This is a genomic window from Microbacterium sp. UFMG61, assembly GCF_015354505.1.
In the GTDB taxonomy this organism is placed as follows: Bacteria; Actinomycetota; Actinomycetes; order Actinomycetales; family Microbacteriaceae; genus Microbacterium.
This window is the reverse complement of record NZ_JACAFP010000002.1, coordinates 26,699-41,660: the sequence shown is the minus strand read 5'-3', so window position 1 is coordinate 41,660 and position 14,962 is coordinate 26,699. Positions and strand designations below refer to the sequence as shown.

The 14,962-nt window shown below is 68.2% G+C and carries 7 protein-coding genes; 2 read left to right on the top strand and 5 right to left on the bottom strand.

The window, feature by feature from the left end; genetic code table 11:
* Positions 1 to 131: 131 nt before the first annotated feature.
* From IXW21_RS02100 to IXW21_RS02085, 4 genes are all read right to left on the bottom strand, one after another.
* Positions 132 to 5,804 carry a PKD domain-containing protein gene (locus IXW21_RS02100; protein WP_194762622.1) on the bottom strand — a complete coding sequence of 1,891 codons (5,673 nt, stop codon included), beginning with the start codon at positions 5,802 to 5,804 and terminating at the stop codon, positions 132 to 134.
* 158 nt (positions 5,805 to 5,962) lie between these two features.
* On the bottom strand, positions 5,963 to 6,646 hold the full coding sequence (locus IXW21_RS02095) for a hypothetical protein (RefSeq protein WP_194762621.1): 684 nt from the start codon (positions 6,644 to 6,646) through the stop codon (positions 5,963 to 5,965).
* Between the two features lie 47 nt (positions 6,647 to 6,693).
* Positions 6,694 to 7,632 (bottom strand): glycosyltransferase, encoded by a 939-nt coding sequence (locus IXW21_RS02090; RefSeq protein WP_194762620.1) that lies wholly within the window; start codon positions 7,630 to 7,632, stop codon positions 6,694 to 6,696.
* Positions 7,625 to 8,338, bottom strand: coding sequence for a CDP-alcohol phosphatidyltransferase family protein (locus tag IXW21_RS02085; protein WP_228528091.1), 714 nt, complete (start codon positions 8,336 to 8,338; stop codon positions 7,625 to 7,627). The genes IXW21_RS02090 and IXW21_RS02085 overlap by 8 nt, the downstream gene beginning before the upstream one ends.
* A gap of 149 nt (positions 8,339 to 8,487) precedes the next feature.
* On the opposite strand from IXW21_RS02085, the gene IXW21_RS02080 reads away from it, so the two are divergent.
* Complete coding sequence (locus IXW21_RS02080) at positions 8,488 to 10,698, top strand: glycosyltransferase family 4 protein (RefSeq protein WP_194762618.1); 2,211 nt, start codon at positions 8,488 to 8,490, stop codon at positions 10,696 to 10,698.
* Positions 10,695 to 12,368, top strand: a complete 1,674-nt coding sequence (locus IXW21_RS02075) for a polysaccharide deacetylase family protein (RefSeq protein ID WP_194762617.1) — start codon at positions 10,695 to 10,697, stop codon at positions 12,366 to 12,368. The genes IXW21_RS02080 and IXW21_RS02075 overlap by 4 nt, the downstream gene beginning before the upstream one ends.
* A 49-nt stretch (positions 12,369 to 12,417) precedes the next feature.
* Here IXW21_RS02075 and IXW21_RS02070 read toward each other — a convergent pair whose 3' ends face one another.
* The gene (locus IXW21_RS02070; RefSeq protein ID WP_194762616.1) at positions 12,418 to 14,949 is read right to left on the bottom strand and encodes a right-handed parallel beta-helix repeat-containing protein; all 2,532 of its coding nucleotides are present in this window, start codon (positions 14,947 to 14,949) and stop codon (positions 12,418 to 12,420) included.
* Positions 14,950 to 14,962: the final 13 nt, after the last annotated feature.

Below are 14,962 nucleotides of genomic sequence, written 5' to 3'. Positions count from 1 at the left end.
AGGCCATCGGCGCTGAGGCACGACTCAGCGTCGGGCGGTATGGCTCGACCTTCGAGCACAGACGACAGTGCCGGGACCCGATGCTCCGGGTCCCGGCACGGTCGTCTGTGGTGCGCTGTCAGGTGGTGAGATCAGGGCTTGGTGATCGTGAGGTCGTCCCAGCGGAAGACCGTGGTGGGCACCGTGGATGCGGACGAGACCGTGTTCATCAGGCCGACTGTACCCGCCGCCTGCATGGCGGCGGTGGTGTCGTTCGCCGTGGTCTGCCAGGTGGCAGGCTCCGTCGTCCCCGCAACCCAGACCTTGGCGGCCAACGCCGTCGGCGCCGTGCCCGTCGCCGAGAACGCCACGTTGAGCGCCGTTCCCGGAGTGTAGGTGAATCCAGGCATCAGGTACGACCCGAGCGCGACCTCGTCGCGGAGCAGGTAGAGCCGAACGCCTCCGCCGACCTCGAACCGCACGCGGGCCGAGTAGTTGGATGCGCCGACCTGTCGGCCGATGACCGTCGCGGTCGCCGCGCCGCCCGTGGCGGCCGCGTCAGCCGAGATCGACACGCGGATCACGGCGTCCGTGCCGGAAAGCCCGAGTCGGGCCGTCCTCGTCGAAGCCGGAGCAAGGGATGCGATGCCCTTGCCGTCGGCGACGCTGTATGCGGCCGCCCCGCCGGAGAGCGTCCAGGCGCCGCCGAGATCAGCCGACCCCCACCCGCCTGCGGCGACCGTCCGTCCGAAGGCGTCCGTGGCCAGAGGCTGGTTGGCCGGAGGCGCGGTGACCGTGACCTGCTTGGTCACGGCCGTGGTCGTCCCCGAGTTGTCGGTGACCGTGAGCGTCACGTCGAACGTGCCCGCCGCCAGGTAGGTGTGCGATGCGGTCGCCCCCGTGGCGGTGCCGCCGTCACCGAACGTCCAGGCGTGAGACTGGATCGTTCCGTCCGGATCGGACGACGCGGCTCCGTCGACTGCGACGGAGAGGCCCGTCACCGTCGGGGTGAACGCTGCAACCGGTGCCTGGTTGGGCGCCGGAGCCACCGTGACGTCGATCTTCTTGGTGCTGACGCCTCCGCGGTCGTCGGTCACGGTCAGGGTGACGGGGTACGTTCCTGCAGCAGCATAGGTGTGGGTCGCCGTCACGCCCGTGGCGTTCGAGTTGTCTCCGAAGGTCCACGCGTAGGACTGGATCGTTCCGTCCGCGTCGGTGGATGCCGCCGCGTCGACAGACACCTTCAGCCCCGCCGTCGTGGGCGTGAACGCCGCAGACGGGAGCTGGTTGGGTGCTGTCGGAGCGCTGGGATCGACCACGGAGAACGAGCGCACCTCCATGGTCGCGTTCGGAGTGACCGAGCTGCCGCCCAGGTAGGTCAGCAGACCGACCGACCCCGGGTTCTGCAGAGCCGCGGTGGAGTCGGTGCCCGAGAGCTGCCATGCCGTCGGCTCCGCGCTCGCGGATGACCAGACCTTCGCGCGGACGGTCGTCGGCGAGGTGCCGGTGACCTGCAGGCGAACCGACAGCTCCGTGCCGGCGGTGTAGGTGCCGGGCAGGACCAGCGAGGATCCGATGGCGGTCTCACCACGCAGGATGTACAGACGCATGGTGTTGCCCGCCTCGAAGCGCACACGCGCCGAGTAGTTGTCCGATCCGACCTGTCGTCCGATCAGCGTCCACGAATAACCGGCACCCGTGCGGTCCACCGTGAACTTCACCGTGAGATCGGAGTTCTTCGACGAGACCGAGTTGAGCATGGCTCCTCGGGTGTCGTAGATGTTCGAGACGATCCGTCCCGCGGTCCCGGTGGAAGAGAAACTCGCGTTGCCACCGGACGTGGTCCAGGCTCCGCCGACCTCGGCCGTTCCCCATCCCGGAGACACCGTGCGTGCGAACTTGTCGTTCGCGATCACGGTGAACTTCGGCGGCTCGACCGCAGTCAGGGGCTTCGAGGCCGTCGCGGTTCCGCCGCGGTTGTCCGTGACGGTCACGGTGACGGTATACGCCCCGCCGGCGGCATAGTCATGCGTCGTCGTCGGCGTCGTGGTGGTCGTCTGAGGCGTCGAGTCACCGAAGTCCCAGGCATACGAGACGATCTGGCCGTCGGAATCGGCCGACGCCGAGGCGTCGAGCGAGGCTGCCAGGTTGTTGATCGTCGCTGCGAGCGATGCTGTCGGGAGCACGTTGGGTGCGAGATCCACGACGACCTGCTTGGTGGTCGTGGCGCTGCCGCTGCGGTCGTCCGTCACCGTCAGGGTGACGGTGTACTCGCCGGGCGTCGTGTAGGCGTGGGTCGTGGTCTTGCCGCTTCCCACCGCACCGTCACCGAACGCCCACGAGTACGTGGCCAGTGTTCCGTCGGAATCGGTGGAGGCCGAGGCGTCCACCGCGACGCTCATGTGAGTCGTCACGGCGTCGAATGCCGCCGTCGGCATCACGTTCGCCGCCTGCACGGTCACTGGCTGGGTGACCGTGGCGGTGGCGCCGCGGTCATCGGTCACGGTGAGCTTGACCTGGTAGGTTCCCCCCGCCGCATAGGTGTGTGCAGCCGCCGGCCCCTCGGTCGAGGTGGCGTCGTCGCCGAAGTCCCACCTGTACGAGGCGATCGCGCCGTCGGGATCGACCGAGGTCGACGCGTCGAAGGCGACATCGAGGTTCGTCGGGATCCCGCTGAACGCAGCCGTCGGCACCTGGTTCACGGAGCCGAACGCGCCGAGCTGATAGTGCTCGTTGACCTGGTCGGCCGTGAGCGCGGTGCTGTACACCGCGACCTCGTCGATGGTGCCGGTGAACGTCGTCGCACCGCCCCATCCCGTGTCGTTCCCGACTCTCCAGTAGCCGTTGTAGTTCTGAGCCGTCTTGTTCGGATTCGTTCCCACGAGGGCTCCGTCGACGTAGAACTTCATCCCGTCGCCCGAGAGCTGGCCGACCACATGGTGCCACTGGCCGTTGTTGTACGAGCCCGTGGTGGAGATGAGGTTCTGCGCCGTGGTGTAGACACCGAAGTTCAGCTTGCCGTCCGGCGTCATGTAGATGTGACGATCGTTGCTGCTGCTCAGGCCGCTGTTGCTGTCACCGAAGCCGACGATCTTGCCGCCCGCCGAGGTCGTGGTCTTGAACCAGGCCTCGACCGAGAAGATCTGCGGGTTCGGGTACTGCTTGGTCCCCGCGAGGCGAGCTGTGGTCGTGCCCGTGGTCGGGGCCCACCGCACCGCGGTGTTCGAAAGACCGGAGATCGCTCCCGTCTGCCCCTTGACCAGCACGCTCGAGCTGCCCGTGTACGTACCGGTCGACTTGTTCATGCCGGAGTCCGCGGCGGTCGTCGCGGTGCCGGTCTCGCTCAGACGCCAGAACAGCGTCGGGTCGAGGTCGAACACCGACTTGCCGTACGCATCGGCCGGAGCGGCAGGGATCGTCGTCGTGCGGCCGCTGGCCACCCAGTGCGCGTCGATCTCGCTGCGGGTGAGTGCCCGGTCGTAGACGGCGACGTTCGAGATCGCGCCGTTCAGGTACGAGCTCGCGCCGACGCTCGGCCAGGAGCCGAGGTTGTCGCCGCCGATCCGCCAGTACCCGGTGTAATCCTGCGCCGCGACCGTGTCGGTGCGATCGCCGATCTTCACGCCGTCGAGGTAGAGGACTTGGCCGGTCGCGCTGAGCGACGCCACGACGTGGTGCCACTTGTTGTCGTTGAAACCGGTTGCGCTCGTGATCGTCTGCGTGGAGCCCGTGTAGACGCCGAACGTCACACGCCCGGAGTTGTCGAGGTAGACGTGACGGTCATAGCTCGAGGAGTTGCCCGTCGCCGAGGATCCGAAGCCGACGATCTTGCCGCCACGAGTGCTGTTCGTCTTGAACCACGCCTCGACTGTGAAGGTCTTCGGGCCGACGACAGAGGTCGTCGTGCGCGCGGCAGAGCTGCTCGTTCCGCTGAACGTCGTGGCCGTCGACGGGGTCGCGAGGTTCGGACCGGCCGTCCCGCGAGTGCCGCCCGCGACCACGAGGTCGTTTCCGCCTGCCCAGTCGAACGAGGTGGTGCCGCTCGGTTCGGTGAGCGGCCAGTAGTCCACGGCCCCACTCGCGAGGATCGCCTCGTCGTAGGCGGTCGACACACCGGCAGCCGCCGTCGTCACCGGTGTCCAGTCACTCTGCGTGCTGTTGCCGAACGAGTCCACCGCACGGATGCGGTAGTTGTAGGTGGTGCCGGGCACCGCGGTCGAGTCCTTGTACGACATCGCGGGTCGCGTCCAGAAGTTCGATACCTGATCGGTCTCGAAGATCGGGGTCGTCATGCCCTTGTCCTGGCGGAAGACCAGGTAGTGCAGGCTCTGGTTGTCTCTGTCGTAGTTCGCGTTCCACGACAGACGGTTCACACCGGTCTGGAACGACGTGGCGCTGAGGGTCCATGCTCCGCCCTGCACCTGTGGCCCCTGCTTGTTGGGTGCCACAGTCTTCTTGGCGAAGCGGACGATGCCCTGCTGGGCTGCGCCGTTGACCTTGAGGAACTCTCCACCGATCAGCAGGTAGTCGCCCGCGGCCGTGACCTGCCAGGGCCCCTGGGACTGCCCGGTGTACGTCCCGGGCACGTACTCCGGATACCACTGGAGCAATGATCCCGACGGCTGACCGGCGAAGTTGCGGTAGCCCTGAGTGTCGTTGGTGATGAGCTGCCCGCTGGGGGCCTTCGCGAACGCGAGCGAGTGCTTGTAGGACCGCGGGTTCGTCTCGGGGAAGCCGGCGACGTTGCCGCAATAGTGCGGGTGTCCGACCACGTAGATGGTGTCTCCGGTGGGGGCGATGTCATAGCTGTCGCCGTGGCAGTCCTCCATCCAGACGAGGCTGCCGTCGCTCCAGTTGGCGCGGAATCCACCCTCGAATCCGTCCTGTGACGTTCCGCCGTAGTCGAAGCCCGTTCCGTAGACGCTGTCGCCGTCGGACGACAGGGAGTACATGGCGGCGACGGTGCCGGCATTTCGCAGCACGCTGTTCATGGCCCACGGCATGAGCGTGCCGGTGTTCGCGTCGAGTGCGGTGATGCCGCGTCCCGGGTTCGTCGATCCGTTCACCGATGTGAAGGATCCGGCGATGACGACCTTGCTGTTGTCGGGCGAGACGACGACGCCCTTCGCGCCGTATCCGCCCTGCACGTCGGCGGTGAAGCCGGTGATCGATCCGTTGGCCGGGGAGACCGACGCGACCTTCGTGCGCTGCGTGCCGTTGATGGTCGTGAACTCACCGGCCATGTAGATCGCGCCGTCGGTGACGGCGAGAGAGTCGATACGTCCGTTGGCCTCCGGAGCCCATGAGGTGATCAGTGCTCCGGTGGCGGTGTCGAAGGCCGCGACGCGGTAGCGCCACACCCCGGCCGCCTGTGAGAACATGCCCGCGACGTAGATGCGCGAGCCGTCGGCGGACTTCTTAATGTCGAGGACGGTGCCGTTGGTGCCGGGGTTCCACGAGGTGATCAGAGCACCGGTCGTGAGGTCGTAGGCCAGCAGGTTGGCTCGCGGGGTCTCGTTCGTGCCCGCCGCGGCCCCGGCGGGACGCGCCTTCGCGAAGCTGCCGCCGACGTACACGGTGTTTCCGACGACCTCTTGCGCATAGACGACGCCGTCGATCTGAACGGTCGGCAGCGCGTCGGCAGCGAAAGTCTCGGGCGTGCCCGCTGCGGGCGTCGTGTCTGCCACGGCGGCGACCGGAACGGTGAGCGCACCGACGGTCAGAGCCAGAGCTGTGGCGATCGCTCCCAACAGCGATACGCCGCGCGAACGACGGACGCCGCGCTTTTCGGCCGCAACGATACGGCCACCCCAATTGATGTGCACTTTTGTCTCCCCAGAGTTCTGCACAGCGCACGTCGAAACGCCGCTTGATGAAGACCGTCTCCCACAGACAGCCTTTTCCCCTGCGCTGAGCCTAGGGCATACCGCTCATCTCGGCAAGACGCAAGTCCAGCGGAGATGTAGACCTTCGTCCGAGCAGCTCATCCCACTCGGCCGCGGAAGACGAATGCGGGCTCGCCGGCGCGATAGTCGACGGTCAGAGTGACGTCGTCGCGCTGGTCCTCCGGGATCGTGTACACATACACACCCTCGGTGCTATCCCCCACGTCCAGCGTGCCCTCGAACGGGGCGGCGCCCGGCTTGACGAGGCCACCCGCCGGGGTGCGCTCTTCGCCGATGTAGGCGTTGACCGCGATGAGGCCGAGATCGACCGGGGCATCCGTGTCGTTCGTCAGCGTGAGGGTGAACTGCACGGCCGGTCCGCCGATCTCGCCGGCTTGGACCGCCTCCCCGTCGACGGCTTTCATCGCCGAGATCTCGGCGACCAGGCCCGCGCGGTTGTCGGCAGGCTCATCCGGGGCGACAGGTGGGAGCTCCGGCATCGTCTCTGATGTCGCCGACGGATCGGGCGTCGGCTGTGCGCCCGGGTCGGCACTGGGGTCGGCATCGCCCGGTTCCTCGGACGGAGTCGCTGACGGAGTCGCTGACGACGACGTCGACGAGGTCGGACTCGGCGACGGCTTCGCGTCGTCCCCCGACCCCGAGGTGACGGCGAAAGAGATGATCGCTGCGACCACGACGATCGCGGCCGCGATCCCGACCCACAGCCACTTCCTGCGAGACGATCCCTGTCCGGTTCCATCCGATGCGTCGACCATGATCATCCACTCCCCTGATGCCGGCCGTCGAAGCCTCGACGGACGGGGTGATTCTATCCGACGGGGGTTCCAGCGGAACCGGCGCGCCCGTGCCGCGCGATCCGCCGTCCGTCGCGCCATCCGCGCCAGACCGCCGAGACCGGGCGCCACGGGCGCAGCAGTTGGCGACGCCCACCACGCAGCAGGATCTCCCGAGCCGCCGCGGTGGCTCGGGCATCCCAGCGGCGGACAGTCTCCGCGTCGAAGAGTTTGTCCGCCAGAAGCATCCGGTTCCGGACGTTGTAGTAGTAGTACAGCGGCGACTTGGCATGCACATCGGGGTCGCCGATCCCCTGGGTGCCGCCCTCGTCGTGCAGCGCTTTCGCCGCCTCGACCAGCACGAGTCGGCCACCGGCATCCTCGATGCGGAGCGAGAAATCGACATCCTCCCAGTAGAGGAAGTAGTCCTCCTGGAACCCGCCGACGCTCACCCATGCCGCGTCGTTGATCATCAGCGCGGCGCCCGTGAGCCACCGTCGCACACGCGCACCGGGGTTGCGCTCGGCCCATACCCGTCCGTGAGTCGCTCCGTCCTCGAGGTCGAGCACGTGACCCGCCGACCAGACGCGCCCTGCGCCGTCCTCGACCACGGGAGCCGCCACGACCCGCTCATCGGAGTCGACCGCCGCAAGCAGCAGGTGCACGGCTGCCGCCCCGATCGATGCGTCCGGGTTGATGAGAAGGAATCGCGTTCGCCCCTCACGCCTCGCGGCTTCCACTCCTCGGTTCACGCCCGCTCCGAACCCGAGATTCTCGGGCTGCAGCAGCGCGACCCACCCCTCTCGTTCCACCAGATCCATGACCGCACGGGCTTCGGCGTCGGTCGAGCGGTTGTCGACGACGTACACCTGCGCGTGCGCCAGCTCGCGGGCTGCGGTGACCAGGTTGCGCTCGATCAGCGCTGACGAGCCGTAGTTGACCACGACGATCGCGAGCGTCGCATCGTCAGGCATTCGCACCGCCGGTTCCCAGGCTGCGCATCGCGCGGAACCAGCGAACGGCCGCGAGCAGACAGAAGGCTGCCGCGGCGGCAAAGAAGAACGCGTAGGCCAAGGCGAAGACCGTCGCCCAGCCCCACAGCACGTACACCAGGCACACGATCCCGTAATCGACCGGCAGCAGAATGATCGAGCGCAACGCCCCGCCGCCTCCGGTCTCCGCAGACGAGGCGATCCCCTTCGACGACTTCAGCAGATCGTTGAGGATCATGCCGAAGAACGTCGCGGTGGCGACGATCGCGAACGCCAGCGGGACGAGCACGTACGGCATCGGCAGGTCGGAGAAGCGGTACAGCCCGATCGCCGTCGCGATCGGCAGCGAGACGATCTTGATCGCGTCGATGAAGTGATCGAGCCATTCACCGGCCAACGACCCCCCGCCGCGAAGCCGGGCGACCTGACCGTCAGCGGAGTCCAGCGCGTAGCCGATCGCCAGCAGAAGCCAGACCACGATGCCCGTCCACCACGACGGGTCGACGAGCGCGAGCACCAGGATTCCCGAGAACGTGAACGCCGCACTGACTGCTGTGACACCGTTGGGCGAGAGCCCGATCGTGTGCGCAGCCGCCGCGAACACCCGTCCCACAGGGCGGTTCACATAGACGCTGTAGGCGGGAGCGCCCTTGGCGCGCCCCTTCTGTGCGGAGGCCAGACGCCTCATGGAATCGGTAAAGCTCGCAGTGGCCATTCGGCGCGTCCCCTCTGTCGAACCCCGGTGAGGGCCCGCATTCACCAGATAGAGTATGCCTTGCTGAGGGGGCCCGCATCTGGGGAGCGACGCCGACGCCTCAGCGAAGGGGAGGACTTTTCATGACCGTCGTCGACCCTCTGAACGGGGCGCGCAGGCCTCGGATCCTGATCAGCGCGTATGCCTGCGGCCCCGACCAAGGGCCCGAGGCGTCGGCCGGATGGGCGGTTGCGCGTGCGGCCGCGGAGACCGGCGACGTGTGGATCCTGACGCGCGAGCGCTTCCGGGACTCGATCGCCGCGGCACTGGCCGCCGCGCCCGAGCTCGCAGAGCGGGTGACGGTGGTCCACATCGATCTGCCCGCGAGGGTGATGCGCTGGAAGCGGCGCGGCTGGGACCTGTACTGGTACTACGCGCTGTGGCAGCGGCTGGCCGGCAGGACTGCGGCTCGGCTGCATGCCGACCTGGCGTTCGACCTCGCCCACCACGTGACTTTCGCGAACGACTGGATGCCGTGCGGCATCGCGGGACTCGAGGCTCCGGTCGTCTGGGGGCCCGTCGGCGGCGCGAGCAGGGTGCCGATCTCGAAGCTGCGCCGCTGGCTCGGAGTACGCGGCACGGTGACGGAGGTGGCACGCTCCGCGCTCACCGCGATTCCGAGAGCGGTATGGGGCGACACCACCGCACGCCGCGCAGCGCTGGTCGTCGCGCAGAACCCCGATGTCGCCCGACGCTTCCGCCGGGCGAGGAACATCGTCGTCGAGCCCAACGCGGCATTCGGCACGGAGATCCCCCCGCACCGGGGAAGCGGCTCTGGTCGAACGGCGGTGTTCGCAGGACGCCTTCTCGCATGGAAGGGCGCCGCACTCGCGATCGAGACGATCTCGCGCCCGGCCGCTGACGGTTGGCGCCTGCAGATCCTCGGAGAGGGCTACGAGAAGCGTCGCCTGCAACGGCTCGTGGGGGATCTGGGCATCGCTGACCGCGTCGACTTCCGCGGACATCTCTCACGGGACGAGACCCTCGACACCCTCGCCTCTGCCGATGCGCTCCTCTTCCCCTCGATGCACGATCAGGCAGGATGGATCGTCGGCGAGGCGAGCGCGATGGGGCTCCCTGTGGTGTGCCTCGACCTGGGCGGTCCGCCGACGCTGGCCGACATCAACGCTCGCGTCGTCAGCGCCGTCGCCCCGAACCTGCCCGATCGTCTGGCCGAAGCTCTCCGCGACACGAGCACGACGCCGGGCCACCCGCACTCCCGCTGGTCCGAGAGTCGGCTCCCACAGGTCGTCCGCGGGTGGTACTCGCTGGCACTCAGCACGCGACGGCGCCCGCTCGTGGTCATGGAGTCCCTCACCCGGCTCCGCCCGACGACCAATCCGTACCTCGTGCAGCTCTGCACCTCTCTGGACGAGACGCCCGGCATCGACCTGTCGTTCTTCAGCTGGCGGCGCGCCGTCCTCGGGCGCCTCGATGTCTTCCACGTGCACTGGCCCGAACTGCTCGTGGGCGGACACAAGCTCTCGGGACGGATCGCGCGACGACTGCTCACGGTCGCGTTTCTGATCCGGCTGCGCCTGACCCGCGTCGCCGTGGTGCGCACGCTGCACAACCTCGAGCGCCCGTCGGACATGTCGCGGCTCGACCTCGCACTGCTCGACCGGCTCGACCGTCTCACGACGTTGTCGATCGCCCTGAACGACGACACCCCCGTGCCGGTCGGACAGGCGAGGAAGACCATCCTCCATGGGCACTACCGCGACTGGTTCGCCCAGCATCCCGCGCCTCCGGCGACGCCGGGACGGATGGGGTATGTCGGTCTGATCCGGCGGTACAAGGGGGTGGAGCAGCTCATCGAGGCCTTCACAGCTCTGGATGCCGAGGGCTCGACTCTCGCAGTCGCCGGACGACCCTCCACCGACGATCTCGCGAGCGAGCTCACGGCCCTCGCCGGCGGCGACGAGCGCATCGAGTTCGACTTCCGGTTCCTCGACGAATCGGAGCTGGTGCGCCGCATCGCCGAAGCCGAGTTCATCGTTCTGCCCTACCGGCACATGCACAACTCGGGGACCGCGCTCGCGGCGCTCTCGGTGGCACGCCCCGTATTGGTCCCCGACAATGAGGTGAACAGGGCGCTCGCCGTCGAGGTGGGTGATGGGTGGGTCCATCTGTTCGACGGCGAACTGGCCGACGACGACCTCGCCCGCGTACGCGACTCGATCGGAAACCTCGGCGGCACACCCGATCTGTCCCAGCGCGACTGGTCGACCGTCGGCTCTGCACACGCGGAGGCGTTCCGATCCGCGCATTCCCTGCGTCGGGCATCACGATGACCGAGGGAATCCGCATCGCCGTCGCGATCCCGACCTATCGCAGACCCGAGCGACTCGCCGGTCTGCTGGCCGTTCTCCCGGAGAGGTTCGCCGAGCTGGACGATGGCATCCACGCCGAGGTGTTCGTGATCGACAACGATCCGGCTGGAAGCGCCGAGCAGGTCGCCACGGCGGACGGCCTTCCCGTGCTCGTGACGTATGCGCCCGAGCCGACTCCGGGGATCGCCGCAGCCAGACAGCACGCTCTCGACGTCACCGCGGGCTTCGATCTGCTGGCATTCATCGACGACGACGAAGTGCCTCACCCGCACTGGCTCAGCGCACTCGTCGAGACCTGGCGCAGCACCGGCGCCGCAGCCGTCGCGGGTCACGTGCATACCGAGTTCCCGCCCGGCACCGACCCGTGGGTTCTCGCCTCCGGGCTGTTCGCCCGCCCCCGACGCGCTGAGGGCGAGTCGCTCCCCGCCGCCGGCGCCGGGAACCTGCTGCTCGATCTGGCCCAGATCCGGTCGGCGGGTATCTCCTTCGACACGTCCCTCGGTCTCTCGGGCGGAGAGGACACCCTGTTCACTCGCGCTATCGTCCGCTCCGGCGGTCGTGTGGTCGCCTGCCCGGAATCCGTCGCCGAGGATTCGCTCGAAGACGGCAGAGCGACCCGGAGTTTCGCTCTGGCTCGCGCTCGCCACCATGGCCAGACGCAGTCGGTGGTCGAGCTCCGACTCGCCGACGGCTCACGTGCGCGGGCGACATCTCGCGCGCGGAACCTCGTCAAAGGCGCCGGTTGGGCCGCCCGGGGAGCCACCCGCCGAGTCGCGGGTACGCTGTCGGGGTCGCTCGGGCGACGCGCGACCGGCGCCCGCGAAGTGCAGCGGGGCATCGGCCTGGTGGAGGGCGCTCTCGGCGCTGCCGCGCCGGAGTACGCCCGCGAGACCAAGCGGACGTCTCAGAGCCGTCGGGCGCGCGCAGCGCTGCGCCGCGTCGCCCGCGGCGCATCCCCCGTGTTCCGATCAGCGGTGGGAGTGCGTACCGCAGAACCCGTCGTCGTACTCACCCTCGATGACGGTCCCGATCCCGAATGGACGCCCCTGATCCTCGATGAGCTCGCCGCCCGAGGCGCGACCGCGACGTTCTTCGTACTCCTGACCCGGATCCGCCAGCACCGAGAGCTGTTGGACCGCATCGTGTCCGAGGGTCATGAGATCGCCCTGCACGGAGCAGATCACCGCCGCCTCACGTCGTTCTCTCGCGCGGAGGCCCAGCGGATGCTGATCGATTCCCGTGCCGAGCTGGAGCGCAGCACCGGCGAGACGATCCGCTGGTACCGGCCCCCCTACGGTGCGCTCTCCGTGCCGACGTGGTGGGCGGTTCGTCGCGCCGGGATGACTCCGGTGCTCTGGACGACGAGCGTGCTCGACGGTCGCGATGCCGCGCACTCGGAGCGTCTCGCCCGCGCGATCTCCGGAGTCGGTCCGGGCACGGTGCTGCTCGCGCACGACGCCCGCGCCGGTCGAGCCGACGGCGTGGACGACCCCGCGATCACGCCGTTCGACCGCGTCGCCCTGATCGCGGATGTGCTCGACGAATACGAACGGCGCGGTCTCCGCGCCGTATCACTCGAGCAGGCGCTGCGGTCAGGACGACTGCGACGACGCATGGTGCTCGTCGGCTGAGCCCGCCCGAAGGCGAGCTCAGCCGACGACTATCGCTTTTGGTTCTCGATCAGCGCGCAGCCACGGGCGGCTGAAGGGCACCGACCTTGCGGGTGTCGGTCCCGACTCCCAGGGCGCTCGCGACGTTCGACGGCAGCGGGTATGCGCCGGTCACGGGGCTCGCAGCCGTCAGCTGCCACGTACCCGCGTCGACGACCGGCGAACCCTGGACGAGAACGGACTTCGTGTCGCCGCCCGTGTGCGAGCGGAACTCCTCGATCGTCGTGAACCCTCGCGTACCGCTGGACCCGGCAGCCCAGCAGGCGAAGTTCGCCGGGGCCGACGCCGAGGCCCGGTGGTACAGGTTCGCGTCCTGAGAGATCCCGAAGTCATTGCCGAACCAGCGGTTCGTCAGATCCTGCGAGAGCATCGGGCAGGCCTGCCCGCCGTAGGAGAGAACGTTGTTGCGGACCACGACATCGCGCGTGATCCACGGAATCGTCGACACGAGGCTCGAGACCTCCTGACGGCGCTCATCCTGCATGTAGGTGATCGTCCGCCCGTTGCCCACCAGAGTGTTGTTCCAGATGTCGACATCGGCGGTGTCGAACACGAAGATGCCGCTGTTGAGATTGTTGACGATGTAGTTGCCGGCGACCACAGCGGTCTGGCTCAGTTCGATCTCGAGTCCCTCACGACCGTTGCCCTCGAACACGTTGTCGATGACCTTCACGTTCGAGCTCGATACGTCGAACCACAGGCCGGTCGATCCCACGTTGTCGGAGATGATGCTGTCCTTCACCGTCACGTTCGTGCCGCGCGAGATCTTCACTCCACCGGCGACCGGCGCGTAGTTGAACTTCGACGTGTTGTTCCCGGTGACCACCGAGTTCTCGATGGTGAAGTTCTTCGCGGCGTTCACGCCGATCCCGAGCAGACCGTTGCCTGTGACCGTGAGGTTGCGGAACGTCTTGTCGTTGTTCCACGCGAAGAGCCCGACGGTGGCGTTGTCGCGGATCACCATGTTCTCGAGCGTGATCCCGTCGACCTCGGCGCTGACCGTGCCGAGAAGGGCCGTGGTGGTCGCGTACCGCTGGACGCCGATGCCGCGCACCGTCGTTCCCGCGCCCTGGATCTTGATGGCCTTCGACAGAGCGCTCGCCTCGACGCCATGTCCGTTCGGGTCCGATCCGATGACGAGCTGACGTGCCGACTGATCGACGAAGAAGGTACCCGAGGTGACGGCCGAGCGGCTGCCGACCTGCGTCAGCGGCTGCCCGTCGAACCACACCTGGTCGGGGAATCCGGCCATGGGGTTGGATTTGTTGACCCATGAACCGGTCTCGTCCTGGTTGACGCTGAAGGAGACACGGGAGTCGAAGAACGTGCTCCATGGGGCGGCCCAGGTACTACCCGACTGCGCCCATCCGGTCACCGGACGTGAGCCGTCGAACCACACCGCCTCACCGGGCGCGGACTGGATCGTGAGCTTCTTGTTGAACGGAACCGCGATGCTCTCTCGGTAGGTGCCGGCGCGGAGCACGATGGTCGAGCCGCTGGGAGCCGAGTCGATCGCCTTCTGCGCCCCGGCCACAGGGCTCGATGCAGAGCCGGTGCCCGAGGCCCGGGATCCCGCCGGCACGGCGTAGATGGCGCCAGCCGGTGCCGGATAGCTGGCCTGTCCGACCGGCACCGATCCCGCGGCCGTGCCGCTGGGAGCAGGAGCGGGCGCAGGAGCCGGAGCAGGGGCAGGAGCAGGCGCAGGAGCAGGGGCCGGAGCGGGCGCCGGAGCAGGAGCCGGAGCAGGCGCCGGAGCAGGAGCCGGAGCAGGCGCAGGGGCCGGAGCAGGAGCAGGTTCGGGCTCGGGCTCGGGCTCGGGCTCGGGAGCAGGCGTGACCTGCAGGTCCTCCGCGTCGACCGTGAGGTCGTCGACGCGGACGAAGAGCGCACGGTTGCCGCCCGACATGTACGTCTGGACGCCGGGAGTTCCGGAGGTCGTCACCGCGTCGGCCGACCTGTCGGTCGCGAAGACCTGCCAGTCGGGCTGAGGCTGACCGACGATCCAGGCTCGGGCGCGCACTCGCACGTCGTCGACGCCCTCGGTGTCGATCTCGACCCGGATCGATGCGTTCTGGGGGACATCGCCGATGAGGAGAAGGTCTTGCCGCAGGACGGTCTCGGAATCGTCCGCACCGTACCGCGCAAGCGACAGGACTCCGCGCGACTGGGTGTCGAGGCGGAAGCGTGCGCCGTAGTAACCGGAGTCGCTGTTGCGCGTCGTGACGATGGCGGTCGCGCCGTTCCCGTTCGTCGGGACAGCGGAGAAGCTGACGGTTGCGCCGACCGTTCCGTCCGTCGATCGGGCGTCGGTCGCCTCGTGGATGGAGCGCTTGCCACCGTCGACGCGAATGCGCCCGACATCATCAGACACCGACGCATCCGCGGCCGGGGTCGAGACGTATCCGTCTCCCCATCCGGCCTCGGTCGTTCGGCTGAACGTATCGGTCCATGTGGTCGGCTGCACGTCATCGGGCGTCGTCGACGCGCTCGCTGTGTACGGAGTCAGGATCAGCGCACCGATGAGGAGCGCTGAGGAGGGCAAGAGGGCATGACGA

Excerpts from the sequence above, each read along its gene's own strand:
- IXW21_RS02095 (WP_194762621.1), bottom strand. The coding sequence starts at position 6,646 with ATGATCATGGTCGACGCATCGGATGGAACCGGACAGGGATCGTCTCGC.
- IXW21_RS02090 (WP_194762620.1), bottom strand. The coding sequence starts at position 7,632 with ATGCCTGACGATGCGACGCTCGCGATCGTCGTGGTCAACTACGGCTCG.
- IXW21_RS02085 (WP_228528091.1), bottom strand. The coding sequence starts at position 8,338 with ATGAGGCGTCTGGCCTCCGCACAGAAGGGGCGCGCCAAGGGCGCTCCC.
- IXW21_RS02080 (WP_194762618.1), top strand. The coding sequence starts at position 8,488 with ATGACCGTCGTCGACCCTCTGAACGGGGCGCGCAGGCCTCGGATCCTG.
- IXW21_RS02075 (WP_194762617.1), top strand. The coding sequence starts at position 10,695 with ATGACCGAGGGAATCCGCATCGCCGTCGCGATCCCGACCTATCGCAGA.